Origin of the sequence: Reichenbachiella versicolor (assembly GCF_003171675.1) — a bacterium.
Taxonomy (GTDB): domain Bacteria; phylum Bacteroidota; class Bacteroidia; order Cytophagales; family Cyclobacteriaceae; genus Reichenbachiella; species Reichenbachiella versicolor.
Genome location: NZ_QFZQ01000001.1, coordinates 533,886 through 558,571, shown reverse-complemented (window position 1 = coordinate 558,571; position 24,686 = coordinate 533,886). Strand labels below are relative to the sequence as shown.

At 37.9% G+C, this 24,686-nt stretch carries 26 protein-coding genes; 13 read left to right on the top strand and 13 right to left on the bottom strand.

The features are described 5' to 3' along the window. Positions 1 to 385 precede the first annotated feature (385 nt). The 3 genes from DKG80_RS02335 (at position 386) to DKG80_RS02325 (ending at position 2,345) form a co-directional block, all read left to right on the top strand. Positions 386 to 1,018 carry a DUF6261 family protein gene (locus DKG80_RS02335; RefSeq protein ID WP_162555634.1) on the top strand — a complete coding sequence of 211 codons (633 nt, stop codon included), beginning with the start codon at positions 386 to 388 and terminating at the stop codon, positions 1,016 to 1,018. Between the two features lie 324 nt (positions 1,019 to 1,342). After that, positions 1,343 to 1,678, top strand: a complete 336-nt coding sequence (locus tag DKG80_RS02330; RefSeq protein WP_109829680.1) for a hypothetical protein — start codon at positions 1,343 to 1,345, stop codon at positions 1,676 to 1,678. Positions 1,679 to 1,874: 196 nt separating this feature from the next. Next, positions 1,875 to 2,345, top strand: a complete 471-nt coding sequence (locus tag DKG80_RS02325; protein WP_109829679.1) for a DUF3291 domain-containing protein — start codon at positions 1,875 to 1,877, stop codon at positions 2,343 to 2,345. Between the two features lie 140 nt (positions 2,346 to 2,485). Here the strand turns inward: DKG80_RS02325 and DKG80_RS02320 are convergent, their stop codons facing one another. The 12 genes from DKG80_RS02320 to folP form a co-directional block, all read right to left on the bottom strand. Beyond that, entirely contained in the window at positions 2,486 to 3,331 is an 846-nt protein-coding gene (locus DKG80_RS02320) for an enoyl-CoA hydratase/isomerase family protein (protein WP_109829678.1), read from the bottom strand. A gap of 22 nt (positions 3,332 to 3,353) precedes the next feature. Next, a complete protein-coding gene (locus tag DKG80_RS02315) occupies positions 3,354 to 3,689 on the bottom strand; it encodes a nuclear transport factor 2 family protein (RefSeq protein ID WP_109829677.1) in 336 nt (111 codons plus the stop codon). Positions 3,690 to 3,789: 100 nt separating this feature from the next. Further along, on the bottom strand, positions 3,790 to 4,662 hold the full coding sequence (locus tag DKG80_RS02310; protein WP_109829676.1) for an AraC family transcriptional regulator: 873 nt from the start codon (positions 4,660 to 4,662) through the stop codon (positions 3,790 to 3,792). 109 nt (positions 4,663 to 4,771) lie between these two features. Next, positions 4,772 to 5,776: a C45 family autoproteolytic acyltransferase/hydolase gene (locus DKG80_RS02305; RefSeq protein ID WP_109829675.1), complete on the bottom strand. Its 1,005-nt coding sequence runs from the start codon at positions 5,774 to 5,776 to the stop codon at positions 4,772 to 4,774. Between the two features lie 98 nt (positions 5,777 to 5,874). After that, the gene (locus DKG80_RS02300) at positions 5,875 to 6,510 is read right to left on the bottom strand and encodes a LysE family translocator (protein ID WP_109829674.1); all 636 of its coding nucleotides are present in this window, start codon (positions 6,508 to 6,510) and stop codon (positions 5,875 to 5,877) included. A 97-nt stretch (positions 6,511 to 6,607) separates the two neighbouring features. Continuing rightward, positions 6,608 to 7,108, bottom strand: coding sequence for a hypothetical protein (locus tag DKG80_RS02295; protein ID WP_109829673.1), 501 nt, complete (start codon positions 7,106 to 7,108; stop codon positions 6,608 to 6,610). Between the two features lie 33 nt (positions 7,109 to 7,141). Then, positions 7,142 to 7,546: a patatin-like phospholipase family protein gene (locus DKG80_RS02290; protein WP_109829672.1), complete on the bottom strand. Its 405-nt coding sequence runs from the start codon at positions 7,544 to 7,546 to the stop codon at positions 7,142 to 7,144. 411 nt (positions 7,547 to 7,957) lie between these two features. Next, positions 7,958 to 9,076, bottom strand: coding sequence for a zinc-binding dehydrogenase (locus tag DKG80_RS02285; RefSeq protein WP_109829671.1), 1,119 nt, complete (start codon positions 9,074 to 9,076; stop codon positions 7,958 to 7,960). 197 nt (positions 9,077 to 9,273) lie between these two features. Beyond that, a complete protein-coding gene (locus DKG80_RS02280; protein ID WP_109829670.1) occupies positions 9,274 to 9,825 on the bottom strand; it encodes a hypothetical protein in 552 nt (183 codons plus the stop codon). A gap of 4 nt (positions 9,826 to 9,829) precedes the next feature. Further along, positions 9,830 to 10,330, bottom strand: coding sequence for an RNA polymerase sigma factor (locus tag DKG80_RS02275; protein WP_245906942.1), 501 nt, complete (start codon positions 10,328 to 10,330; stop codon positions 9,830 to 9,832). 244 nt (positions 10,331 to 10,574) lie between these two features. Beyond that, positions 10,575 to 11,468 (bottom strand): diadenylate cyclase CdaA, encoded by an 894-nt coding sequence (gene cdaA / locus DKG80_RS02270; RefSeq protein ID WP_109829668.1) that lies wholly within the window; start codon positions 11,466 to 11,468, stop codon positions 10,575 to 10,577. After that, positions 11,469 to 12,317, bottom strand: coding sequence for a dihydropteroate synthase (gene folP, locus DKG80_RS02265; protein WP_245906941.1), 849 nt, complete (start codon positions 12,315 to 12,317; stop codon positions 11,469 to 11,471). 44 nt (positions 12,318 to 12,361) lie between these two features. Between folP and DKG80_RS02260 the strand changes: the two genes are divergently transcribed. From DKG80_RS02260 to DKG80_RS02225, 8 genes are all read left to right on the top strand, one after another. Next, positions 12,362 to 12,907: a DUF1599 domain-containing protein gene (locus DKG80_RS02260; RefSeq protein WP_109829666.1), complete on the top strand. Its 546-nt coding sequence runs from the start codon at positions 12,362 to 12,364 to the stop codon at positions 12,905 to 12,907. Between the two features lie 106 nt (positions 12,908 to 13,013). Continuing rightward, positions 13,014 to 14,102: a BT_3928 family protein gene (locus DKG80_RS02255; protein ID WP_109829665.1), complete on the top strand. Its 1,089-nt coding sequence runs from the start codon at positions 13,014 to 13,016 to the stop codon at positions 14,100 to 14,102. 200 nt (positions 14,103 to 14,302) lie between these two features. Beyond that, a complete protein-coding gene (locus tag DKG80_RS02250) occupies positions 14,303 to 16,087 on the top strand; it encodes a DUF1800 domain-containing protein (RefSeq protein WP_109829664.1) in 1,785 nt (594 codons plus the stop codon). A 5-nt stretch (positions 16,088 to 16,092) separates the two neighbouring features. After that, the gene (locus tag DKG80_RS02245) at positions 16,093 to 17,763 is read left to right on the top strand and encodes a DUF1501 domain-containing protein (protein ID WP_109829663.1); all 1,671 of its coding nucleotides are present in this window, start codon (positions 16,093 to 16,095) and stop codon (positions 17,761 to 17,763) included. After that, complete coding sequence (locus tag DKG80_RS02240) at positions 17,732 to 18,610, top strand: outer membrane beta-barrel protein (protein WP_109829662.1); 879 nt, start codon at positions 17,732 to 17,734, stop codon at positions 18,608 to 18,610. Before DKG80_RS02245 ends, DKG80_RS02240 begins: the two co-directional genes overlap by 32 nt. Before the next feature lie 3 nt (positions 18,611 to 18,613). Further along, positions 18,614 to 19,783 (top strand): hypothetical protein, encoded by a 1,170-nt coding sequence (locus DKG80_RS02235; RefSeq protein ID WP_109829661.1) that lies wholly within the window; start codon positions 18,614 to 18,616, stop codon positions 19,781 to 19,783. A gap of 25 nt (positions 19,784 to 19,808) precedes the next feature. Beyond that, on the top strand, positions 19,809 to 20,780 hold the full coding sequence (locus DKG80_RS02230; RefSeq protein ID WP_109829660.1) for a glycosyltransferase family 2 protein: 972 nt from the start codon (positions 19,809 to 19,811) through the stop codon (positions 20,778 to 20,780). Between the two features lie 268 nt (positions 20,781 to 21,048). Then, entirely contained in the window at positions 21,049 to 21,627 is a 579-nt protein-coding gene (locus tag DKG80_RS02225) for a uracil-DNA glycosylase family protein (protein WP_109829659.1), read from the top strand. Positions 21,628 to 21,738: 111 nt separating this feature from the next. Here the strand turns inward: DKG80_RS02225 and DKG80_RS02220 are convergent, their stop codons facing one another. Continuing rightward, positions 21,739 to 22,617, bottom strand: a complete 879-nt coding sequence (locus DKG80_RS02220) for a MerR family transcriptional regulator (protein WP_109829658.1) — start codon at positions 22,615 to 22,617, stop codon at positions 21,739 to 21,741. A gap of 179 nt (positions 22,618 to 22,796) precedes the next feature. Here DKG80_RS02220 and DKG80_RS02215 point away from each other — a divergent pair, with 179 nt between their 5' ends. Both DKG80_RS02215 and DKG80_RS02210 read left to right on the top strand, forming a co-directional pair. Beyond that, positions 22,797 to 24,308 carry a fasciclin domain-containing protein gene (locus DKG80_RS02215; RefSeq protein WP_109829657.1) on the top strand — a complete coding sequence of 504 codons (1,512 nt, stop codon included), beginning with the start codon at positions 22,797 to 22,799 and terminating at the stop codon, positions 24,306 to 24,308. Between the two features lie 210 nt (positions 24,309 to 24,518). Then, entirely contained in the window at positions 24,519 to 24,686 is a 168-nt protein-coding gene (locus DKG80_RS02210) for a Lacal_2735 family protein (protein ID WP_109829656.1), read from the top strand.

The following is a 24,686-nucleotide window of genomic DNA, read 5'->3' as shown; positions in this document are numbered from 1 at the left end:
TTGCAGCGGCTCGTCGGGTAGACCCGAAACCTTCCTGCAGCTTGCAGCGACCTGTCGGGTGGACCCGAAACCTTCCTGCAGCCTGCAGCGGCCTGTCGGGTGGAACCGAAACCTTCCTGCAGCCTGCAGCGGCCTGTCGGGTAGACCCGAAACCTTCCTGCAGCCTGCAGCGACCCGTCGGGTAAGACCCGACACCTTTATTCAACCTATGGCAGACCGTCGGGTAAGACCGACTCCACTAAACAACTACGATTTTTAATTTTTATTTAATAACCAGTAAATAATCGCTATGAATAGCATTGATTTAAGCAAACTACGCAACACCGAATTCTCACAGTTCATCATCGACTTTCTCAAAGTCACTTTTTCTCATGATCCTGCCGTCATGCAAATAGCAGCTGAGTATGAAGCACTCAAAAGCAGCTCTGATGAACTGGTGATACTTATGAAACCTGAACTTGGCAATGCGCTCACTAAGGATCTAGAGTCTGAGGACACACGTCGAGATTCGGCTTTTACGGGATTTAGCACCGTTGTCAGTGGATACACTTACCACTATGACGAGTCTCTCAAAGCCCATGCTGATAACCTATCGAAACAGATCGGCCTCTACGGCTCGGGAATAGCGCGTCAAAACTATCAGGAACAGACGGGTACACTGACTAGTCTGATCTCTGATATCAAGACCAAACCGGAAATGAGCGAGGCGATCACAGCGCTAAACCTCTCTAGCTGGATTACCGAAATAGAGAGTGCCAATGTGGCTTTCAGTGATCTATACATAGCTCGTAACAAGAGCATGGTCAACGAATCTCCTGAGAGCGTCAAAGAAAAGCGCAACGCCATGATGAGCGAGTACTATACGCTCAGAGACATGATCACGGCTTTGAATACCATCAAGAAAGGCACTGAGCCTTTCACCACAGCTATAGCTGAGCTCAATGGTATTATCAATAGCTACAATCAGATCCTCGACAAGCGCAAAAAGAACAACTCCGAAACTGAAGTGGAGGGGTAAGTATTTAGAAACTAAAAGCACCTCGGATGGGGTGCTTTTTTTGAGGATATAGCACCAAACCAGCTTAGCTACATCAAAACAAGTCGAGCGAGTAACTTCATATAGAATGCTTCGGTAAACATAAGAATGGAAAATACCATTTTGCCTTGATCGATATACTTTACCTGCCTACTTTAAAAAGGATAGCGAAAGATCTACCTACTCTTTAGGAATTAATAACAAAAAAATAGTGTCGATATTTAGATAAAACCCACATCTTCACGCACCTCAATACAGGGGGGAATCATTACTAACTTCATTTAACCATTTTATCAATTAACAAACATGAAAAATCGAAAAATTATCTTCTTAGCCGCAATACTCGGCCTTATGTTCTCTACTGCTTCACTCAAAGCGCAAGCCGAAGGTGAATACCTTATCATGCGAACTGTGGAAACAACTATATTTTGGCCTTCACAAATATCAATAGCCTATCCTGATGGGAAACTTGAAGAGATTCCGTTACTAGGTCTTAAAAAGAAAAAGCTTGGAGAAAATGCTGCTTTGATATTGAAGAAGATCAATGAACTCAAAAGTCAAGGGTATGAATTGGTCACTAGTAATGGTGGCAATTCTGACAATGCTATCGTTCATACTTACGTATTTAAAAAGACGGAGTAACCTTTGAATTTCAGATGACAAACAATATTGCAGATACAGACTTAGCAGTTTGTATCTGTTATGTATAATGCTAATAAATATGCTCTTTCAAAAACTAAAAATTGTCTACTTAGCTAAGCAACAATCAATACCTAGAAAGCATTTCAACACTAGTAGCCTGATATAGTTAGAAAACTTAAACTCAAGAATTAAAAACATGAGCAACAAACAACTCGCACAGTACAACATCATCCGACTAAAAGACGAATTGGACTCACCAGTCATCAAGGAGTTTAAAGACTTTCTTGCTCCTGTCAACTTATTGGCTGAAGAAAGCAGTGGATTCGTATGGAGACTAAAAGATGACAGTGGAGCAGCCGCTACAGATCTGGAAACTCCCTATGAAGACAAGCTAATTTTTGTCAACATGTCGGTTTGGGAAGACTATGAGTCCTTGAAGGAATACACTTACAAAACTGTCCATAGCTATTTCCTCAAAAGCAGAAAAAAATGGTCAAATGAAATAGAGGGACACAAAGCCGTAATGTGGTACATTGAAAAAGGTCACCTCCCTACTATTATGGAGGCCAAAGAAAAGTTAGACCTACTGAATAAAAACGGTTCCACTCCTGAGGCCTTTAGCATGAAGGATATTTATGACGAATCTGGTCAGGTGTATAAAGGTTAATACGCTCTAACTGACCATTGATAATAAAGCTCTCCGACCCAAGGGTCGGGGAATAAAACCCATTGGCATCGCTCTGCGATAAAAAAAGGAATGCTCTCGAAAGAACATCCCTATAATTATTCACGAACCCTAAATGTGAATTATTTTATCTCTTGTAAATCAATCAACATGTTTTCCCAGTTCTTTTGATTCTCATGATCGAACTGAGCACCGTTTTGATCAGCTATAGTGAATCGTTTAATAGCTGGTGTTTTACTTGTCGCTTGGTACAACTGGTAAGCCTCTTCTGAAAGAGCTTCAGCTATAGGCAAATCGATAGATGCATATACCGCACGCTTACATGCTTCGATAGACTCCGCTGGGAACTTCGCAATTCTCTCTGCAAGTGCATCCACGTATGGCCCGATTTCATCAGCATCCAAAGCCTTGTTGACCGTACCGAATTTCTCTGCTTCATCAGCATCCCAGTCTCTAGCTCCCAAGATGATCTCTAGCGCCTTACCTAGCCCAGCTTGACGCGCCATTCTTGAAGCTCCACCTCCACATGGAAGGATACCCATACCTACTTCCATTTGCATGAATTTAGCCTTACCACGAGCTGCAAATCTCATATCTAGTGCTAGTGCCATTTCGTGTCCACCACCACGTGCAAATCCTTCTATTTTTGCAATAGTTGCCTGAGGAACATTACTTAATCTTTCTAATACTGCTTGTAGATCTAGTAGCTTCACTTCGTTTCTCGGTACTACTTCCTCTGACATATCTCTCAGTAGATTAGTATCATAGTGACATACCCAGTACCCTTCATTTGATGATTCGAATACTACTACTTTGACACTTCTGTCTCTCTCTAGTCTTAGACAAAGACTACTTAAGTCTGCTAGCATTTCTTGTCCTTGTACGTTGACTGGACCGAAATTGATCGTCACATACAGAATCCCACCTTTTTGCTCTGCAGTGAACGTTTGGAAATTTTTGTAATCCATAATTTTAAATATTTAATATTTGTTAGTTATTGACTGAAGCGAATGTGTGCAGCTTGATCTTCCCATCTTCGACGATGTAGGTATCAGTAGCCAGCTGCACATCTATGTGATTATTCTTACCATTCCAGACAAAATAGACTACGTCTCCATAGGCCTCTTGCTTGATAGTGTTGAATTGAAAATCCTTGAAATTGGGCAAGAACTCTTCGTAGAAATCAAATATCTCTGCCTTACCTCTATAAGTTTTGTCTGGAGTGACAAACAGCGCGTCGTCTGCATAATCCTCCGCTACATTGGATGCATCTAATGTAGCTACAGCCCTCATATGGCTGTCAAAAACATCCTGTGATTTGCTCATTATAACTGTTGTTTTAAAAGTTATAATACAAAGCTACCGTGGGAGGTAGAGCGAGCTTTGGTAAGAAAAAACGAGGATTTAGTAAAAAACGAGGATTGGATTATTTAGACCCTTTTATGCTAGTTTGATAGGCTCTAGCGGACATTCCTTTGTATGCGATGAATGTCTTGTCTAGGTGGCTACTGTCGGTAAACCCTAGTTCGTGCGATATTTCAGAAACAGTCAAATTGGTATACTTGAGGCGTGTTTCTGCCAGTTTTAGTTTATAGTTAAGGATATACTTTTTAAGACCAATACCAGTCTTCATCTTAAAATACTGGCTGACATAGTTCTCTGATATATTGAATTCATCGGCCAGTTCTCTCTTTGATAGTTTGTCCGCATCATGGATATGATAATGAATATAGTTTATCATACCTTGAATCTTAGAATCTGCGACGCTGCTAGAATCTACCTCATTGGTGATAACGAAGTTGACATTTCTGGAGATGATGTGAAGTATCGAATGGAGCGTATGTTTTAAAACTGTTTCACTTTTTAAGCTCTCATCGTTATACTCGTTACATAAAACGGTGAATAATGATAAAATACTGCTCTCATCTACTTTGGACAGAAACTCCAAATGCGATGCTCTATTGGCAGCATGTAGAATAGTTTCTATTTTCTTAAACCACTGCTTTCGCTGTGCCTGATTTTCGTCCGACATCATATCTCCGAAAAAGCTGTTGAGAAACTTTACCGCCGACACAGTAGTAGGCGTTTCTATTTCAAACTTATATTGATCGTTTGGGATTAGAATAAAAATCTGATTGTCTGAATAGTTTACCCTATGATCATTGATCATCAGAACGCCACTGCCTTTTTCTATAAATAGTAATTCGAAAAATCGAATGCTCGTATATTTACAGAAAGCCAAAGAAGTAACATCTTCAAACTTTTCGATTACGATATCTTCAAAAATGGCTCTTGGCATTGTTCTAATATGGGTAAACCTTGACTAACTCTTTTTTATTGATTTGAATCAAAATTATCTGAAAGCAAATGCCTTTGCAAGAAGGCGTACTCTGTACTTACTGTGCATCCTATTTCTGTTTCTTTTTCAACCACCAGTCAAGTCTGGTTTCAGGTTTATAATTTGTTGACTTAGGTTTGGACTCTGCTCTTTCTATAATCAAGTCATTCAAATTAGCTACGACGGACCATATTGTCCCAAACTTTTCCTTCCTTAAATCCAAGCAAACACATTTATCTGACAAGATCTCTTTGGCCTTTTGTAAGTTTAGATTTTCAATGGACGCTAAGTGATCTTTCAACCCATTGTATCTCTCTGAGCTTTTACTCCATTCTACACCTCCGCGATCGAAGGCTTTCATTTCTTCGGTGACAAACTGATTAGTAATGTAGATATATCTCTCACCCTCTATAGGTCTGCGAATTACACTTTTTTGTGGTGCTGATTCTACTACTGCTATGTCTAAGTTCTTATCTGCTATCAGAAAGTTGTTTGCCGAGGATACTTTAGTTTTTTGAATGAGTTCTATTGCTTGTTGAGTAGTGCTACAGTTTTCAAGGACCTTCCTTACGACGAAATGAAACCCTATCCCTGGCTGAACGGTTGTTCCATTGACAAACGACATAGCTATCGATAGTCCTTTTTCATTGATCCCATCAGAGCGACCTATAAAAACATCTGATTGACTTATGTATGATAGCTTGTCTTTAGGCGCGATTAGACTGCTTTCGGTGAACTTCTTGTACTCAAACAGCATATCATAATTTCTACCTACTATAACAGAGTCTTTATTTTTAAAAGCAAACACACTGCATTGTCCACTGGTGTCGAAAATTCCAAGACTCAACAGAAAAGCTGCTAAGTTTTCTGGCTTATCATCTATCCCTTTAGCAAATCCTTCTATCTCCTCTACTACTTCTGGGTAAAAGCTATGTAGCTCTTTGTATGACTCTAGTCCAAATTCGAATTTTTGAGTACTAATTTCTGGAAGTTTGAAATCTGCCTTTTCCTTTAGCAGTGTTCCATACTTCAATCCCATCTCGTAAAACTCTCCGTATAATCTTGGGTGATACATCCTTATAAGTTCATTTGTCAGCACTAGCACATATCAATTTCAGGATTAGTATGTGCAGCCCTGGATCTTAAAATATTTCTTGAAATGAAGTGTAATATCTACTTCTTTGAAAGTGCCAATTTTACTCCCAAGACTATAAACATTCCTCCTGTGATTTTGTCTAGCCACTTTTTAAAGGAGTAATTCTGTCTCAGCCCATTCGATAACTTTGAAGAGAAAATAGCTAAAGTCAAACACCAGATAGTTCCGGTAGTGACAAATGTTGATCCTAATACTAAAAAAGGAAGAAAACTATTCGCATACTCTGGATTGATGAATTGAGGTAAGAAAGCTAGGAAAAACAAGGCTACTTTGGGGTTCAGGACATTCGTCAAAATACCTGAGAAGTAAATCTTTCGATAATCTATTTTTTGATGCTCCATATCGCTAAGCTCAAACTTTTCATCCGACTTAGAAAACAACATTTTCAATCCCAAATAGATAAGGTATGCTGCTCCTGCATATTTTACCATTTCAAAAACCAAAGCTGATTTAGCCAGTAGTATCGATAGACCTAATACAGCAAAGAGACAATGAACAAGTGCTCCTGTAGCTATTCCCAGCGCTGAAAAGATGCCTGCTTTTTTCCCTTGAGATATGCTTCTTCCTAAAATATACATCGTATCCGCACCAGGAGTTAAGTTCAAGACTATTCCTGCAAGTAGAAACGCTTCAAAATTTGTGATTCCAAACATTTATATTGAGTTATACTGATTGACAAATGCTGCAATATAGGATATGCTAGTTTATCTAATTCACGGCATCAATAGTTGAATTCAAAAGATATGAAGACTACTCCTTCTTTTCCGTACCTACAAACTGTGTTTCTAGAAACTTCTGCTTCCATTCACCATCTTCATATATCCCAACAATAAAGCCATACGTCGTATCACTTTTATATTTCCATATCTCAGTGACTGAGGTTCCTCCATAGACATATTTATAGATTATATCTCTGTCCTCCTTCTCAACGGTGCCTTCCGTAAGGTTTCCAAATACATCAAATTCCCAAAACCGTATTGCCTTCGCCTTCTGATCATACTGTCGGACACCATGATTCCTCGACCCGAACTGAGTCTGGGCTGTATCAATAAATCCTTTGGATTCTACTTTGACAATCTTGTCATTCAGAGAAAATTCTAAACTAATTACCTGTTTGAATTGGCTACCGTCTCCCCAATTACCTTCTGCCGTCCAGATATAGTTTTCTAGAGGTTTGAAAATGGACAATGGATTTTCTTGTGCTTTTAACCCAATAGGAAGGAATAAAATAATTGTGACTAGCTTCTTCATATGTCTATATAGTTGATGGAGTATTGACCTCGTCTAATCTAATTTTTCTAATGCTTGTACAGCAGCTGTTCCTTTGTTTAACATTACCTTTTCACCATTAGTAACATCTGTTGCGACGAGGGATAAGGGAATATTAGACTCTTCGATCTTTCTATCACCAATATATTGTGATACCAACTTGCCTAGTTTTTCATTTGAAAACAACGCGTTCTTGGACAACTTGACCTTCGCTATATCAGCCCAATCTAAATCCAACCCTATTTTCTCCATCTCTTCACAGCTCTTTCCAAAAGCATATAGACTAGCCACAAATGCCCCAATACTAGTACCTGTTATTTTCACTACCTCAATATCAGCTTCTTCTAACGCCTTAATCACTCCAATATGTGCGGCTCCAAGAACAGCTCCGCCTCCTAGGGCCAATCCAACTTTTTTCATTTTGTATTTTCCAATAATTAACTGTAGCTCCAAATCTACTTTCTATGAGACTCAGTTACCGAACTATAGTACCAAAATATAGAATTCTAGAAACCTATTTAGTTGATCAGAAACCTGTTGATATTTTATTGATAAAAATAGAGGTCATTCAGGCAAGCTAGTAATTCAATCCCTGCACTTTTTGCAGACAGATTCTATCATCTCGTTTTACTGTTAACAGATTTGTCTGAATTAAAGAATTGAAAGCAGCTAATGAATCATTTGAGCAAATACTAGAAGCGAGAACGGAACAACTGGCAGCTACTGACAAGGCTGTGAAATAATTTAAAGCACAAAAAATCCCCCTTCTCTTCTAACATTAAGAGAAAAGGGGGATCAAAATATAACTTTGGCTGTCTATGCCAAACTAAATCAATCAAAAACGATTACACCTTTGGCATTTCTACCTGCCAACATATCGTCAAATCCTTGCTGAAGGTCTTCTATCTTATATGTGCGTGTAATCATCTCTTCTAATATCAAATCACCTTTTTCGTATAGCGCTTCGAATTTAGGGAAATCGATATCTGGTTTTGCTCCTCCATATAGCGGATTGATATATATTTTATCCCATTCGAATAATCTCATATCCACGGTAATCTCTTCTTCGATACCACTTACCTGTACGGCAGTACCTGCATTTCGAATCATAGCTAATGGAGCTACTCCCAAGGCTGGAACGGCTGTACACTCGAATGCATAATCTGCACCTCTTCCTTGTGTCATACCTTTTACAATTTCAGCTGCATTCAGAAGGCCTTTGTCTTCTCTATCAGCTAAAATGACATCTGTCGCACCGAATTGCTTTGCCATTTCGAGACGGTTTTCATTGACATCAATCGCTATAATCTTGGCAGCACCAGAGATTCGTGCAGCCTGTACTACATTCAAACCAACTCCCCCAGTTCCTAAAACTACTACTGAACTACCCCACTCTGGCTTAGCTGTGTTGAACACAGAACCACATCCAGTCATTACTCCACAGCTGATAGTTGATGCTGCTTCAAAAGATAGCTTCTTTGAAGTTTTCTTTACTACCGCAGAAGACCTCATGATAGCATATTCTGAAAATGTACCAAGATTGAAAGAACGCTCTATGGGCTCTCCTTTCCATGTACTTCTTTCGATAGCCACATGACCACCAGATATTTTTCCTGCATGACTTGCTAAAACTGGCGAATTACACTCACAAATATTCTGATTGCCTATTTGTGATTGAAAACTATCATATGCTGGAGTCGCCCAGTTGAGTATCACCTCATCTCCAACTTCAACTTTAGTCACTCCATCTCCAATGGCCTCTACTACACCAGCTCCTTCATGCCCCATGACTATTGGCATTCCCCAATTCAACGAGTCATGATCGGTATGACATATAGCAGCAGCTTTAATCTTAACTAATATCTCATCACCTTGTGGTGGGTGAATTGTTGTCTCTTCGATCGAGAAAGTTCCGTCTCCAGGGGCTACAGCCGCTTTACATGTAATCATTTTAATAAAATTAGATTTGGGAATATATCTACAATTCAGACTGTACAGATGTATATGCACAATCATCATTATGTTTTACAAAACTCACTATTGCTCCCTTAAATGACTTTCTGCATTTTGTGCAAGAAGTGATGTATTATGTAATACTTGCGCTAAATAATTGAATTAACTATGCATAAATAGAGTATTAATGACAACTAACCTTCTAATGCTTCCCTATACTTCCCACTTATGGAATGAATTCTTTTCTTCCATATAATCCATAAAACATACCCCTGAGCAGAAGCCATGACTATAACAACTACCATACTTGTATAATGTATCTGTTGAAACTTCTCTACCCCTGAAAGAAAGAAACCAAATAAAGTAAATAACCCTATTACTCTGGAGGATATAGATATCCTTGCATATCTTTTGATTCGAGCTAAATAATTTTTGAGGGATTGAATAATACTATCACCATTTATAGGATTGGATACTATACGATGACTTAACGTATTGTGAACGATCATCAACAGATATGTCATGACCAATACTATATTCCAAATTAAAGGCTTGCTATGTCCATCAAAGAAATTGTAGTACACAGCCAAAAATATAGCCCAAGCTGCACTCTCAATTACCATTTGAATTCTGATACCTTTAAGTGCTGGATGTTGGTTAACATCAAGCATTTTAAGGAGAGATTCCCTGCTGATACTAGATGCTTCTGAAGCATTGAATTGTGTTTTTAAACTATCGATTTCCATATGATTATAAGTTTAAGATTGCTTTTAGTTTTTTCTTTATTCTTGTCAGGCGAATACCAACGCTGTTTTCACTGATACCAAGCACCTGTCCTATTTCAGAATAACTGAGATCTTCAAAATAGGCGGATAAGACAGCTCGGTCTGATTCATTGAGTTTTCGAATGGCTTTATATAGTTCTTCAGTTTTTTCGCTGTCAGACTCAAGCGTGGCTTCAAATTGTATTGAGTCTTCCAAAGTAGTCTGCTTGATTGATGGTTTTCTGAAATCTGCTATGGCTGTATTCACTCCTATGCGATACATCCAAGTTGTAATCTTGGACCTGCCTTGAAACTGACCAAATGACTTCCATAACTGATAGACAATTTCCTGAAAGAGGTCTTCCTGATCTTCATGGCTGTGACGATAGACTTTACATATCTTGTATATGATCCCTTGATTTTGTAATACTAAGTCTAGAAAAAGCTGTTTGTCATTCATTGCTCTAATCGAACTAACTGTTATCAATTTTTCCAATTGGTAGGAAAAGAGCAAAAATCCTTTCAGTCAATCTGAAAATATTTTTAGACTAGATGTAAAAGTGAGTTGGCCATATATGTACCTGAATCTATAAACAACCTATTGGTCAGCTATTAAAAATTTGCATTATGACCATTGTGATAACGCATGCAATATGAATAGCATCTTGACTAAAAGGTAAATAAGTGCTAGTAATCAGTCTGGCTACAACAAAAATGGTGGATTAGCTATCTTAAGCTGCCTCTTCCTGATCCTTTTTCTTCTTCTCTTTTTGAACAGGCTTTTCGGCTTTTGCCATTAGGCTATCTTTGTCTTGATCGACATTACTGAGGTATTGATTGATAAGGCCTCTTACTTCTTTGACAGAAAGGTTATGTTGAAAACGACCTCCTATAGCGGCTGTTAACTGCCCAGTTTCCTCTGAAACCACTATGATAAGCGTATCAGTATTTTCAGACATGCCTAAGGCCGCTCTATGTCTCAAACCATACTGTGCAGGAATATCATCTCTTTCAGATACCGGCAGTATGCATCTAGCAGCTACGACTCTATTGTCATTGATAATAGCAGCCCCATCATGTAATGGAGAGAGTTTATTAAAAATTGCTAAGAGAAGTCTTTTTGAAATCAAAGCTTCTAGTCTATCTCCAGAGTCAGCATAGAACTTCAACTCGGAGTCTTTAGAAAAGACAAGCAGTGCCCCTGTGTTTGATCCGCTCATCGTTTTAATTGCATCCATCAGCGGAGATAGGTCTAGATGGTTCTTATCAAACTTTTCTCTCCAGATTTGTTTGACATTTCTGAAGACGTTTCCTTCTTCGAAAATCGTTGTCTTCCCGAGTAGTAAAAGGAACTTTCGAATCTCTTGCTGAAAAAGAACGATAACTGCTATCACACCTACTCCCATAAACTGGCCTAGTATAATACTTAGTAATTCCATGTCAGCCGCCTTGACTACTAAGAATACAAGGTACAAGAATAGGAACCCAATAAATATCTTGATCGCCACACTACCTTTCATCAGCTTATAGACCTGATATAGCAGTACCGCTACAAAGAACATATCAATTATGTCCACCCAAGTGATCTCAAGAAATCCGATATAAAATGCGAGCAGTGCGTTCATTTAGCTATTGATCATGGATTGGTATAAAGATATAGTCTCTTTCGCCTCTTTGACATCATGTACTCTCAAAATGTTTGCTCCTTTCATCAAACAAACCATATTAAGCGCAGTCGTTCCATTAAGAGCATCATCTGGTTGACCTCCTAGTGTTTTAAAAATCATCGACTTTCTTGACACACCACATAGCATTGGAGTATCCAACATACCTAATAGTCCAAGCTTATTCAACAGTTCAAAGTTCTGTTCTTTAGTCTTAGCAAAACCAAAACCAGGATCTATCACAATATCTTTTACTCCTCTTTCAGTTAAATTTTTAATGCGAGTCAGGAAATAATCTATGACGTCAGTTGTCAGATCATCATATTCAGTCAAACCTGACATAGTTTGAGGAGTCCCTCTCATGTGCATCATAATATAGGGTACATTAACCTTCTCCAGCAGATCAAACATCTGCTCATCTAGTTGTCCTCCGCTAATGTCATTGATAACCTGAGCGCCAGCTTCCAAAGATTTCTTAGCTACTTCCGATCTAAACGAATCTATAGAAATTACAGCTTTAGGAAACTCTTTCAATATGGTTTTTACACCATTTTCAGCTGTTTCCATTTCTATCTCTAGTGGAATATCACTTGCTCCAGGTCGGCTTGAATACGCTCCTACATCTAATATGTCGACGCCTTCAACCATCATTTGCTCCACTTTAGTGAGTAGATCCGTATCTGATTTGATCTTTCCTCCATCATAAAATGAATCTGCGGTCAAATTGACAATCCCCATCACTCTAGGGGTAGAAAAATCCATTAGACTACCTTGTAGATTTAAAAATTTAGCTGCTTGGGTTGTGGTCAAAATGATTAATTTTAGCCGCTTAAATCACATATAAATAAGCGGAATTGGAAGAAAAAACAATAGGCGAATATAGACAAGTTATCAAGGCTTGTAAAGACATCTTCGAAAAGAAAACCAAGGACTATGGCACTGCATGGCGCATTTTAAGAGCATCGTCACTAACAGATCAGATTTTCATCAAAGCCAAAAGAATCCGCTCTATTCAAGAAAAAGGAGAACAAAAAGTACAAGAGGACATTAGTGGTGAGTTCATTGCCATTATCAATTATTGTATCATGGCTATCATTCAACTTGAAATGGATGAATCAGAAGGTTTAGATATCCCCTATGATCAACTAGAGGCTCTATACGATAGAATCGCTGAAGATACATTGAACCTTCTGACTAATAAAAATCACGACTACGGTGAAGCATGGCGAGATATGAGAGTCTCTTCGATGGTAGATATTATCTTGATGAAGATCCTAAGAACCAAACAAATCGAAGACAATCAAGGTAAAACTTTGATTTCGGAAGGTATTGATGCCAATTATCAAGATATGATCAACTATTCTGTCTTTTGCTTGATCTTGATGAAATTCGTTGATTAGATATATTATCGGTCAGTATTTAAAATCGACGAATATGTTAACATTCGTTAAACCTATTCTGAAAACATACGTCTGCCATAACTTAGTAAAAAATTACATTTAACTCATGAAGTACTTATCAGCTATCATTCGCTATCTAGTAGGTGGATTGTTTATTTTTTCAGGTCTCATTAAAGTCAATGATCCTATAGGTACGGCTATAAAGATGGAGGAATACTTCGAAGTTTTTGCAACAAACTTCAGTGAGCTTTTTCATTACTTAATACCTCTTGCGCTTCCAATTTCTATCATTTTCGTAGTATTAGAAGTTGTCCTTGGTGTAGCATTGATTCTTGGATACAAACAAAATGCAACATTATACTCTATTCTAGGACTTTGTGTATTCTTTACATTCTTAACAGGATATTCTGCTATTACTAATTCTGTAACAGACTGTGGATGTTTCGGTGACGCTATCAAACTGACTCCATGGCAATCGTTTTATAAAGACATAGTATTGGTAGTTCTACTTCTAGTTCTTATGTTTTTGGAACATGATGTTCAATCAAAAAAGTTTGAAAAAATATCGCATTACATAGTAATAAGTTCTACTATCATTTCATTCTTTCTATGTTATTGGATGATAGAACATCTTCCTTTCTTAGACTTCAGGGCGTATAAGATTGGCAATCATATTCCAACTGAAATGCAGCCTTCAGCACCCTACATCTATGAGTTTGTAATGACGAAAGACGGCAAGGAATATAAATTCAAAGAATACCCTACAGACACATCATATAAATATGTAGCAATGAATCACCTTAACCCAGAGGCAGCACCAAAAATTACGGATTTTGGTATCTGGAATGATGAAGGGGACTTTACAGAAAGTGTATTTGAAGGAAGAAAATTATACGTAATCCTTTACGACGTCAGCAAAGCTGATTTGAGCCACCTAGATGATATTAAAAAATTAACAGAAGAATTAAGAGGACAAGTAGAAGTGAATGTTTTAACAGCATCTTCAGCTGATTTTTATGCTAAGTTTAGTCAGGAAAACGATTTTAATTTACCCTTCTACTATACTGACGCGACAGTATTGAAAACTATTGCAAGAAGTAATCCAGGTCTTTGGTTGCTCAACGAAGGTACGGTGGTTGGTAAATGGCATCATAATGATGTTCCTTTTGCCAGCACAGTCCTTGATTTACTTTAAAAAAACTGCACCGTCGTATATAAATTTAGGGTCAATAAGGACTAATTACCCCTTTTCAAATCTGTAAACAACTACTTTTTTCAGACTGTAAATGCTGTAATTCAGTCGAATAGCTAGTAATCATAAATTAATAATATATAACAATAATAAGATTGAATATTAATTTATACTTTTGAGACTACTATCTATTCAACACTATTATGGCTTTCACTCCTTTATCAGGTGCGTTAGGTAAAAAGCGTGCCGCACACTTACTAAGAAGGGCTTGTGGAGGGGCATCTCCAAGCGAAATCGACAGAATCGCTGCAATGACTACCGCACAAGCAATGGACGAATTAGTTCAAACTGGTTTGACTACTCCTGCTCCACCAATAGATCCAGAAACTGGAAGTGAATGGGTTACCTCAGGTGCTACTGATGGAGTAAATAGTGGGGAGTTTCATCTTAGCCAGTTTTTAGTAAGATGGACACTAGCACAAATGCTTGCTACAGATGTAGATGAAGCTCAAAAATTGTCCTACTCATTCAGAGAACGAATTACTTTATTTTATCATACTCTGTTTACTTCGAAAATATCGAAGATTCGTAGTAGAGGACAGTATTTTCAAGGAGCACTCTTTAGATTCTTTGCATTTGATGAAGAAGATACAGTAGTTACTCCACCTGAAAGTACGCCAACCAACCCACTTCCTGACGAGACTCACCCTGTCAACCTAAAGCAACTAACTAAAAAAATAAGTATTGAAAATGGAATGCTTATATTTTTGGATGGTCGCCAAAATGTAAAGGGAAGTCCCAATGAAAACTATGCTAGAGAACTCCTAGAATTATATTCTATAGGTAGAGGTCTAGAAGGTCACCTTCCAAAAGGAGACGGACCCGGTGACTATGTCTATTTCACTGAGGAAGATGTACAAGCCGGTGCCAAAGTTCTATCGGGGTTCAATGTAGATAACTCTTACAGCAATTTTGATCGTCAGACAGGTCTACCTATTGGAGTTGTCAAAAACAATGGTAATAGTCATGATTACTCAACCAAAACATTTAGCAAAAGGTTTGGCAATGCAACCATAGCACCTGACAATCAAATCATCACTGATGGAGGGACACAAGAAGATCAAATGATCGATGAAGTTGGACAATTGGTTGACCTGATATATGATCAAGATCAGACTCCAATTCACATCTGTAGAAAACTCTATAGATTCTTCGTATATCACGAAGTGACTCCTGCGACTGAGTCTGGTATAATTGCAGATATGGCAGCCATATTAGTAAGTAATGACTATAAAATAATCCCTGTACTAAAAGCATTGTTCTCTTCTGAAGAGTTCTATGACGGAGCTGCAGGCGTGGCTGACAATTACTATGGTAGTTTAATTAAATCTCCTATAGATTTATGTATAGGCTTTTTCAAAAATTTTGACCTTACCATTCCTTCTCCTGAATCTGACTTAGATGGATACTATAACAGTTTAGGTGAGATACAAGGAGCTATTGGTTCTCAAGGCATGAGTTTCTACGAGCCATTTGAAGTAGCAGGATACAGTGCCTTCCATCAATTCCCTATTTATAATAGGTCTTGGATTACTACCAACTATCTGACGAATAGATATGATTTCGTTCGAGCTAGAATGGTAAAAATCGCAGATATTGAAACTGGCGAGTTTAGCCCGTTCGAGTTTGTGAGAGACAATTTTGGTGCTGTAGCTTCAGATGCTAAATCATTAATTATTGCCTTAGCGGAGTATTATTTACCACTCCAATCTGATTTGACTTTTAGCGTTTCTACGGATAGTGAATTGACTACAGAGAGATTAAACTATTTCCTATCAGCTTTCTTGATGAATCCACAAATAGATACTGATCCTGAAGCAGCTTGGACTAATAGATGGAATAATGGACTAGATCTAGAGGTTAGAGAAGTCCAACTGATGAATTTATTTAATGCGATGATGCAGACACCTGAGTATCAATTAATGTAAATACCATGAAAAGACGGAATTTCATAAAAAAAATAGGATTTGCAGCAGGTGCTCCATTAGCCTTTCAAGGCGTACCGCTGAAATTAATCGCATCAGATTCAAGGATGCATCGACTTGCTTCTCAAAGTTCAAATGACAATGTACTAGTCATACTACAAATGCATGGCGGGAATGATAGTCTCAATACTTTCATTCCAATAGAAAACTACAGTCAATACTATAGTAAACGAGCAAATATCGCTATTCCTTTTAAATCTGGACGTCGAACTTTAATTCCACTAGACAGCACAGTACCTAGTGCAGATCAAGTAGGAGTTCATCCAGATATGCGTGACTTTAAAGACATGTATGACAATGGAATGGCTGCTGTTTTTCAAGGTGTATCTTACGAAAGAAATAACGGATCTCACTTCAGAGGTAGAGATATATGGCATATGGGCGGCGGTCCTGATGATTATTTTTCATCTGGATGGATCGGTAGATATCTCAAGCAAGAATACGCACCAAAATCTTACCCTGATGATTTCCCAAATGATGAAATGCCCGACCCCCTAGCTTTAGAGATGGGCAATAGCCTTTCATTAGTTTTCCATCAAGAAAACAATATTCCAACATCCATCTCACTAGACCGAGCACCTGACTCTCTACTTAAAAAGGTAGAAGGTTTAGAAGGTTTTGTAGATGATGGTATAGACCCACGAGGATTACCACCTACATTTTTGAATGACAGTCCGTATGGGAAAGAAATGGATTGGATTCTTGGACTTGAGGATAAGTCTGAAATTTATATTAGAAGACTAGCCGAAATATATGCTAAGTCTACGGAAACTAGTGTAACATATCCAGACAAGTATCCATTTAGAGCAGATTCAACCAACCCTCTTTCTAAACAGTTAAAACTAGTTGCAAGACTATTGGAAGGTGGTGCTAAAACTAAGGTTTTCTTGGTTAGGATTGGAGGATTTGACACACATGCCGATCAAACTGAAGCTGGTGACCCTACTGTTGGTAGCCATGCGGCCTTGCTTTATCATATTTCCACAGCAATGAATGCTTTTCAAAAGGATTTAGAAGCTAAAGGTCTAGCAGATAAGGTATTAACTATGACCATGTCTGAGTTTGGTCGAAGAGTCCAGAGTAATGGAAGTTATGGAACTGACCATGGAACTGGTGGTGCTCTAATGCTTTTTGGTAAGCATATAAATGCCGGAATTTACGGAACAAATCCTGATCTAAATGACAGGAATATAGCTATGCAATTTGATTACCGTCAAATCTATGCAGGTATACTGAATGACTGGATGGGTGTAGATGAATCTACGCTAACTAATGATATCTTCTTCCAAAACTTTATTACTGGTGGAACTTATCAGCCTCTCGAATTGATCAGTTCGGTAGAAGATAACTTCTTGAAAAAACACTTCAAGATTAGTAACCTTCACCCCAATCCGGCGACAAACTACGTACAGATTGAAATTCAAGTCAATGATGTACAGCCTACTACTATTGAACTCATCAATATAAGTGGTTCTGTGGTTAAGACTGTATTCAGAAATCTGATTCCAGGAAAACATAATGTAACTTTCGACCTTTCAAACCTTCCAGGAGGGATCTATTTTATCAAAGCAAAATCTACTAAACTTAATGACACCAAACGTCTGTTCGTACGCAAGTAAACTATTGACAGTTTGCTTCTTGCTGATCGCTGCATCCACATACGGACAGCGAACTATGAAACCCAAACTTCCTAATTCCGACTACAAAAAGTTTCTAAAAACCCAATGGTGGCTAGGAATGAGAGTTGGAACTACTCTATCAGGTCCATCGGCTAAAGAGACATTCTCATCTATAGACCCAATAGACTATGAAGTAGAGGACTTATCAAAAACATACTCAAAATATAAAAACCCAGGAGTACTAATTGGTCTTGACTTGACCTTTTATCACAGAGGAGTTTCTGCAGGAATTCAACCGACATTCAAGCAGCTTATATATGGATACTCAAGCTTACTACAGTGGGAAGGTACTACACCAGAGCAAACTTTTGAGTCTAGTTATGACTCAAAACAAAAGCTAAACTATCTAGATATTCCCTTTATACTCAAATTTGACATCCTTACTGATGGCAAAATCAGGCCCTTCGTTGGTGGAGGTGTAAATTACGCTTTTAATATCGGTGCTGAGAAGGAAACATCAATTGTAAACACAGATAACACCTCAGGGACTCCACGTTCTTATGATGCTGGGAACTTTGTGGTAAATAACCAGGACCAATTCAAAAACTTCTTTGGAATGAAGTTCGGAGGAGGAGTATCATTTGACTATTTCAATATACGAACTGCGATAGATGTATTCTACAATTTAGGCTTCACCAATGTCTCAGATGAAAATGCCAGATATGAACTCAATGAACTAACGACCTTAGGAGATGTGAATGATGACCTTAATCTCAATCATCTATCTGTAGCTGTGAGTTTCCTTTTCCCTCTGAGATATATTGACAACACTTTTCAACCGTACTAAGCCATGAAGAAACTATTATACCTTTCGACTTTAGTTATACTCTTGGCATGTGAAGAGGAACTAAAACCATCAGATTCTTTTACTAAGATCTATGATACGAAAAGAAGTGATATTAAATACGAGCCAGTTGATGTAGTAGAGATAGAGGAAGGCTTCATTATCTTGGCCAAAGAAGACCGTGAAGAAATTACCTACGCAGGAGTTCAATTAATGGTAATAGACGAAGATGGAAATTTTCTCAAAGCCGTATCGATGGACGACAACCACGTGTTACCTACAGGAAATTTCGTCACGATCGAGGACAGAAATTATTTTCTTGCTATGAACCCTAGTTCTTTAGATGCAGAAATTGTTTCAGTTGATGATTCATTGAATATAGAAACTGTAACTCTTTCAGGTATCCAATATCCTTTAGCATTTAATAAGACCTCTGACAACCAATTTTTGGTATTAAGCTATTCACTAGACGATGGAGAAACGGTTCTATCTCTCCATGATATAAATGGTGTTTACTCCAATGGACACCCTTTCACCACAGGAGCAGGAAACGATGTCACTGATGACATTATCAATCACTATTTAGATCCTCAACGTTCAGGGCTTCCTTTTAAATGCGGTGAAGTATCATCAGGAAGCTACTATTTCAATGGGTTCTACAACTTTAGTTTTTCGATGGTATTCAATAAGTTAGCTGCCCCTACTGGTGTCATCCAAGGTCAGGGAACCAATGGAGGTATGACCGCAATACTTCCAGTAGATGGGAGCAATTTTGCAATCTTTGGCTTTCAGTTTAACGATAACTTTTACCAACCTCTTCAAAGTATAGATATCAATAGTACGACTTCTAGTATTGATTATTTAACTCTTCCGGCTTCTGAATACATCGCTAGAACAGCAGCTAAAATTGTTTCTTATGAGAATGAAACTAAGTACACTGTAATAGCAGCAGAAACTCAATCTAGACAAGTCAATATTAGTTTTTACGAAGCTGAGACAGGCGAATTGAAAGGTTCTCGAAACATTGGATTTATCAATCCATTCAACTTAAGCTCGGTTAGAGTAGATTCAGAGAACAACTTACTTATACTAGGATCGACATTAGTATCTGGAAGATTCCAAAGAGCCTTCTTAAACAAAATTCACTCCAGTGAAATAGAAGATATATTGAATTAAGAAAGTGGCAGTCGTATCACTATTGATGCCGATGAGAAATGCAGCGTCATTTCTCATCGAAACCATCCAATCAATACAAACTCAAAGTTTCCAAGACTGGGAACTAATCATAGTTAATGACCACTCTACTGACAAAGGTCCCAGTTTAGCAAAACAAGAAGCCAATAAGGATTACCGAATTCTTTACTTTGAAAACGGTGAAAACGGTATAATACCCGCATTGACCCTAGCCTTGGAAAAAGCTTCAGGTACATATATATCCAGAATGGATGCGGACGACATAATGCCGCCCAGAAGGCTGTCTACGATGATAGAAGCAATTTCCCAAGCACCTTCAAAAACTATTGTCACAGGACTTGTTAAATACTTTTCCGAGAAGGAGATCAGTGACGGTTATAAGAAATATGAAAAGTGGATCAATGAAATCAACCTGAATGGACTTCAATGGCAAAACATCTATAGAGAGTGTGTAATTGCCTCTCCAAACTGGATAACTCGAAAAAATGAATTAAAAAGTCTAGGAGGATTTAATAATTTAAACTATCCAGAAGACTACGATTTAGTATTTAAATGGTATAAAAATGATTATCAAATAATCACCATTCCTGAAGTTACATTGCTATGGAGGGAACACGGTGCTAGAACTTCTCGCAATTCTGATCATTATGTTCAGCAAGCCTTTTTCAATATGAAAGTGAGAGAATTTATTCTGAATGAACTTACAGATAGACCTTTGGTTCTTTGGGGAGCGCTTGATAAAGGACAGTTAGCAGCATCTATTCTAAACCACCTAGAAATAAATTATATATGGATGGACATGCATAAAAACGACAGTTTTATTGGGAAACAAAAAATTGGTTATTTCAAGGATATAGAAAATATAAAATCCCCTCAAATCCTAATATCAGTTTATCCTGAAGACAAAGACAGACAGAGAATCAAGTCTTACCTTGGAGATCAAGATTTAATCGAAGGAAAGAACTTTTGGTACCTTTAAAATCCAACAAAACGCTTTTAGTGTTTAAGTGTTAATCCTTTCAATTAAGGAGAAGGACTATTTTTAACAGCAAAAAAGTGTTGCATACCATTATGCCAATTAAATCGCTTCAAATCTCACAGTAAGGGTTTGACTTACATACTTACTCTAGATGGAATTCTTTTCTCAATAATCTTGTATTAACATTCTATACTGGCAACAAAGCCGACTAGATTCTTGGGCCATTTATTAGATTGAATTACCATCTAAATTGGAGTTAATCATTTGTATGAAAAAACTTATTAGAGAAATACAACAGTGCACAATTTGTGTGAACGAATTGAATCACGGAGTTAACCCTGTCCTATCAGCTCATCCCAATAGTAAAATTGCTATTATCGGACAGGCTCCTGGGGCAGAAGTCCATCGGACTGGTATACCTTGGGATGACAAAAGTGGTCAAAGACTTCGAGATTGGTTAGGAATAGACAATGACACGTTTTATGACGAGCAGAAAATCGCACTGATTCCAATGGGGTTTTGCTATCCAGGAAAAGGAAAATCTGGCGACCTACCTCCGCGTAAAGAATGTGCCCCTCAATGGCATAGTCAAATATTTAGTAGCATAAACCAAATTGAATTAACCATCTTAATTGGCTCGTATGCTCAATCCTACTATTTAAGAAACAGAAAAAAGGATTCTCTGACTAAAACCGTCCAAAACTTCTCCGAATATTTGCCCGATACCATTGTACTTCCTCATCCTTCTCCTAGGAACAATATCTGGCTAAAGAAAAATCCTTGGTTTGCAGAAGAGCTATTACCCATACTAAAAAACTTAACAAGCCAAGTACTTTCTCTTCAATAGTCTAGTCACCTATGAGTTATAATCTTTATTACTACATTTTAAGGCAGAAACATATTCTAGGCCTTATTATAAACTTGTAGCTGATAGCGAGTATGGAAATAATAAATGTAATTAGTAAGCTTTCAAAAATCTTATTAGTTCAAAGGGATCTGAAATCGGAATTACCTGAGTAGTTGGTGCTTGGTAACTATCGGTGATCATAGATCCAGAAATAAGTAAAGGCAACGAAGTAGCCTCGGAAACTCTATTAATCAGTTTCTCTATTCCCCCTGGAGAACTTACTACAGAAATAGTAAGTAACAAATCACAATCCGAAATTTCGACTACGTCTTTGATATTCTCATAAGGTACATTGGCGCCTAAATAGAAAACCTTCCATCCTAGATCTTTAGCAATATAATAGGCCAATAGAAGACCTATTTCGTGCATCTCTCCAGCAGGAAGGAATAATACTATACTCTTACTAGCTTCTTTACTGTTAGATATTCCGTCAATAGCGGTGATTAATTTCTGTCTTACAAGGCAAGAAATAAAATGCTCTTGTGCAGGCATCGCTTTACTCGTACCCCAAAGGATACCTACATGAGCCATAAAAGGATATATCAGATATAGCATCGTATTGAGTAAACCCGCTTTATTAACTTGCTTCTGGAAAATTTTGTTGAACATATCTTCATTCATTTCCAACATAGCAATGGTCAGTGCCTGAACTTGATCGTTTAGTTCATCATCTATAGGCTGTGACAAAATATCTGTTACCACATCATTGATCTCTTCATCAGGCATCGCGTCAATGTGAGAAATTTTGTAACCATTGCGAATTAGAATTCCAATATTGAGCAGCTTTCGCATTTGCTCATCGGTATAATATCGAATATTGGTAGTAGTACGCTGAGGTGTCAGAAATGAGTACCTCCGCTCCCACACCCTCAATGTATGTGCTTTGATTCCTGAAAGAGCTTCGACTTGTGCTACAGAATATATACTCATTCTTCTAATTTGTTCAACAATAATACTGCTAAGGTAAACAAATCATTATACGAAAAACCCTACAAAAAGATCAATTAGGAGATGTTTCTAATTTTTGTTCAACTTTTTTTAATTTTATTTAAACAAAAAAGAACATTACCCCGTTATACTGTTCAACTTTAATCACTAAATAGTTAAACATGAAAAAGTTATTGATTTACCTCTTAAGCTTGACGATCATTTCGACTATGATGATCTCTTGCTCTGATAGCGATTCAGATGATGAATCGATGGATGAAATGATGGAAGAAGAAACGCTTACTGATGACATCATTGACATAGCGGTAGCTGCATCTACAGCCTCCGAAGCAGAGTTTACAGCTCTTGTTGCTGCACTTACTAGAAGTGAAAATGAAGGTTCCAAACTAATTACGACACTTAGAACTGATGGACCATTTACTGTATTTGCTCCCACTGATGCCGCTTTTACTGCTTTATTGCAGACTATTAGTGGTCAGTCTGATATTACCCTCGACGACATTCCCATCGACGTTTTGGAAAACATCTTAAAATACCATGTAATCTCTGGAGCTAAAGTGATGTCTGGAGATATAACTGATAGTAACGTAGAGACAGTTTTAGGAACTGATATAACTCTTTCTACTAGTGGAGGTGTCAAAGTAAATGACATATCTGTAGTAGCTGGATCTATCGATATAGAAGGAACTAACGGAGTAATCCATGCTATAGAAGGAGTTTTAGTTCCTAAAGACATAGCTGACTTTGTTGGCACGGTATTAGAAACAGCATATTTTAACAAAGACTTCACTACACTGGTTGCAGCAGCTGTGAAGGCAGATTTAGTAAGCACTATTCTAGCACAAGACGCTATAACAATCTTTGCTCCAACCAACGCGGCATTCAAAGCGGCTGGTATCGATGGAAGTGAAGATGCTTCAGTTTTAGCCGATGTTTTAAAATATCATGTTGTCTTAGCAACAGCTAAAGCTGCTGATGTTTCTAGCCTTGGAGGATCTGCTAACAGTTTTCTTGTTAAACCAACCGCAGTAGAAGCAGCAGAGGAAGTGGCGACAGAGTATTATAAACTGTGGTTTTCTACACCATCTACTGAAGCGGGTGGCGGTGTATATGTAAATGGTATCGAAGTAACTAGTGCTGATCTAGTAGCGGATGACAAGGCAGGTGCAGTTGTTCATGTCATCGATGGGGTACTTGAAATTCCAACAGATAACATTGCAGATGTAGTGATAGCAAGTGATAATTTCACTTTACTCGAAGCAGCACTTTCAAAAGCAAGTCTAGTCAGTGTCTTCCAAGGTAGTGATGAGTACACTGTATTCGCACCTACAGATGCAGCTTTTACCACCTTGTTGGATGGACAGACCTTGGACGAATTTGTAAATGACCTAGGTGGGGTTTCTGCTCTTCAAGAAGTTCTTAAACACCATGTGGTTAGTGGAAGGGTTTATTCTACAGATCTAAAAGATGCTTTAGGTGACGGTTCTACTGTAGAGGCCCTTTTTGGTGATATCACTATAAACTTGACGAATTTAACAATAGCAGGAGAATCTAGCGGAACGGCAAAAATTACATCTACTGATATTAATACATCCAATGGAGTGATTCACGTTATTGATGTCGTAATAGTTCCAAATCTCACTCCTAGCGAAGTAATCGCAACAGAAAAATAAAATATTGAAGATACACTTAGTTCTATAGCTCAGAAGTAGAAGGATGGTGTGGTTGAGTTAAAGAGTCGGCGATAGAAGGTTGCCGACTCTCTTTTTTAACAGCTAATTTGACTTCTTTTGAAATCAATCGGCTAATAACAAAAACCATTGCTTGCTAATAGAATTAAGAACATTAGTTTTTACCTTTTTTCTTAATTAAATTCTAATACAATGTTCGGATTATTCAAAAGTAAATCACCTATCGAAAAGCTAGAGCAGAAGTATGAGAAGCTCATCAAGGAGTCTCATCGCCTGTCCACTATCAATAGAGCCGAAAGTGATGCGAAGTACAGCGAAGCTCAGGCTATAATGGACGAAATTGAAAAACTCAAGCAATAA

Bases quoted from the DNA above. Each gene is read 5' to 3' on its own strand.
- DKG80_RS02335 (WP_162555634.1), top strand. From the start codon at position 386: ATGCAAATAGCAGCTGAGTATGAAGCACTCAAAAGCAGCTCTGATGAA.
- DKG80_RS02330 (WP_109829680.1), top strand. From the start codon at position 1,343: ATGAAAAATCGAAAAATTATCTTCTTAGCCGCAATACTCGGCCTTATG.
- DKG80_RS02325 (WP_109829679.1), top strand. From the start codon at position 1,875: ATGAGCAACAAACAACTCGCACAGTACAACATCATCCGACTAAAAGAC.
- DKG80_RS02320 (WP_109829678.1), bottom strand. From the start codon at position 3,331: ATGGATTACAAAAATTTCCAAACGTTCACTGCAGAGCAAAAAGGTGGG.
- DKG80_RS02315 (WP_109829677.1), bottom strand. From the start codon at position 3,689: ATGAGCAAATCACAGGATGTTTTTGACAGCCATATGAGGGCTGTAGCT.
- DKG80_RS02310 (WP_109829676.1), bottom strand. From the start codon at position 4,662: ATGCCAAGAGCCATTTTTGAAGATATCGTAATCGAAAAGTTTGAAGAT.
- DKG80_RS02305 (WP_109829675.1), bottom strand. From the start codon at position 5,776: ATGTATCACCCAAGATTATACGGAGAGTTTTACGAGATGGGATTGAAG.
- DKG80_RS02300 (WP_109829674.1), bottom strand. From the start codon at position 6,510: ATGTTTGGAATCACAAATTTTGAAGCGTTTCTACTTGCAGGAATAGTC.
- DKG80_RS02295 (WP_109829673.1), bottom strand. From the start codon at position 7,108: ATGAAGAAGCTAGTCACAATTATTTTATTCCTTCCTATTGGGTTAAAA.
- DKG80_RS02290 (WP_109829672.1), bottom strand. From the start codon at position 7,546: ATGAAAAAAGTTGGATTGGCCCTAGGAGGCGGAGCTGTTCTTGGAGCC.
- DKG80_RS02285 (WP_109829671.1), bottom strand. From the start codon at position 9,076: ATGATTACATGTAAAGCGGCTGTAGCCCCTGGAGACGGAACTTTCTCG.
- DKG80_RS02280 (WP_109829670.1), bottom strand. From the start codon at position 9,825: ATGGAAATCGATAGTTTAAAAACACAATTCAATGCTTCAGAAGCATCT.
- cdaA (WP_109829668.1), bottom strand. From the start codon at position 11,468: ATGAACGCACTGCTCGCATTTTATATCGGATTTCTTGAGATCACTTGG.
- DKG80_RS02255 (WP_109829665.1), top strand. From the start codon at position 13,014: ATGAAGTACTTATCAGCTATCATTCGCTATCTAGTAGGTGGATTGTTT.
- DKG80_RS02250 (WP_109829664.1), top strand. From the start codon at position 14,303: ATGGCTTTCACTCCTTTATCAGGTGCGTTAGGTAAAAAGCGTGCCGCA.
- DKG80_RS02245 (WP_109829663.1), top strand. From the start codon at position 16,093: ATGAAAAGACGGAATTTCATAAAAAAAATAGGATTTGCAGCAGGTGCT.
- DKG80_RS02240 (WP_109829662.1), top strand. From the start codon at position 17,732: ATGACACCAAACGTCTGTTCGTACGCAAGTAAACTATTGACAGTTTGC.
- DKG80_RS02235 (WP_109829661.1), top strand. From the start codon at position 18,614: ATGAAGAAACTATTATACCTTTCGACTTTAGTTATACTCTTGGCATGT.
- DKG80_RS02230 (WP_109829660.1), top strand. From the start codon at position 19,809: ATGCCGATGAGAAATGCAGCGTCATTTCTCATCGAAACCATCCAATCA.
- DKG80_RS02225 (WP_109829659.1), top strand. From the start codon at position 21,049: ATGAAAAAACTTATTAGAGAAATACAACAGTGCACAATTTGTGTGAAC.
- DKG80_RS02220 (WP_109829658.1), bottom strand. From the start codon at position 22,617: ATGAGTATATATTCTGTAGCACAAGTCGAAGCTCTTTCAGGAATCAAA.
- DKG80_RS02215 (WP_109829657.1), top strand. From the start codon at position 22,797: ATGAAAAAGTTATTGATTTACCTCTTAAGCTTGACGATCATTTCGACT.
- DKG80_RS02210 (WP_109829656.1), top strand. From the start codon at position 24,519: ATGTTCGGATTATTCAAAAGTAAATCACCTATCGAAAAGCTAGAGCAG.